The 595-nt window shown below is 70.9% G+C and carries 2 pseudogenes; both read left to right on the top strand.

Going from position 1 to position 595, the window contains the following annotated elements:
- A pseudogene (locus KDL01_RS41690) lies at positions 1 to 382 on the top strand (daunorubicin/doxorubicin resistance ABC transporter ATP-binding protein DrrA); the annotation flags it as partial.
- Positions 379 to 595: pseudogene (locus KDL01_RS41685) on the top strand (ABC transporter permease); the annotation flags it as partial. The pseudogenes KDL01_RS41690 and KDL01_RS41685, both read left to right, overlap by 4 nt.

Below are 595 nucleotides of genomic sequence, written 5' to 3'. Positions count from 1 at the left end.
CACCGGCGGCGAGCGCGTCGAGGTCGTGGTGCACGAACGGGAGAAGGTCCGGGCCGCCTCCGCCCTCCTGGACAAGTACGGCCTGCGCGGCCCCGGCAAGGGCGACACCACGGTCGAGGAGCACATGCGCAAGATCACCACGCCGGTCTCCGGCGGGGCGAAGCTCCTGGCCGAGGTCATCCGCGATCTCGACGCCCACGGCATCGAGCTCGACGACATCGGTCTGCGCCGACCGACCCTCGACGACGTCTTCCTCTCCCTCACCGGACACGTCGCGGAGGCCGCGGACACGGAGGGGGACGGGGACGCGGACGACGCCGGGCGCACCGCGCGCGATGCCGAGGGACAGGGACACCACCACAGCGAGGAGGCCGCGACATGAGCGCCGTCACCGACGCCGTGCGGATCACGCCGCCCGGCAACCCCGTCGTCCGGTCGGTCCGGGACTCCCTGGTCGTCGCCCACAGGAACCTGATCCGGATGAGCCGGATCCCCGAGATGCTCGTCTTCGGGCTGCTCCAGCCGATCATGTTCGTGGTGCTGTTCACCTATGTGTTCGGCGGCTCGATCCAGGTGGGCTCCTCCAGCTCCACCC

Origin of the sequence: Actinospica durhamensis (assembly GCF_018139695.1) — a bacterium.
Classification (GTDB): domain Bacteria; phylum Actinomycetota; class Actinomycetes; order Streptomycetales; family Catenulisporaceae; genus Actinospica; species Actinospica durhamensis.
The sequence above is the reverse complement of the archived record's forward strand: the minus strand, read 5'-3'. Positions and strand labels throughout refer to the sequence as shown.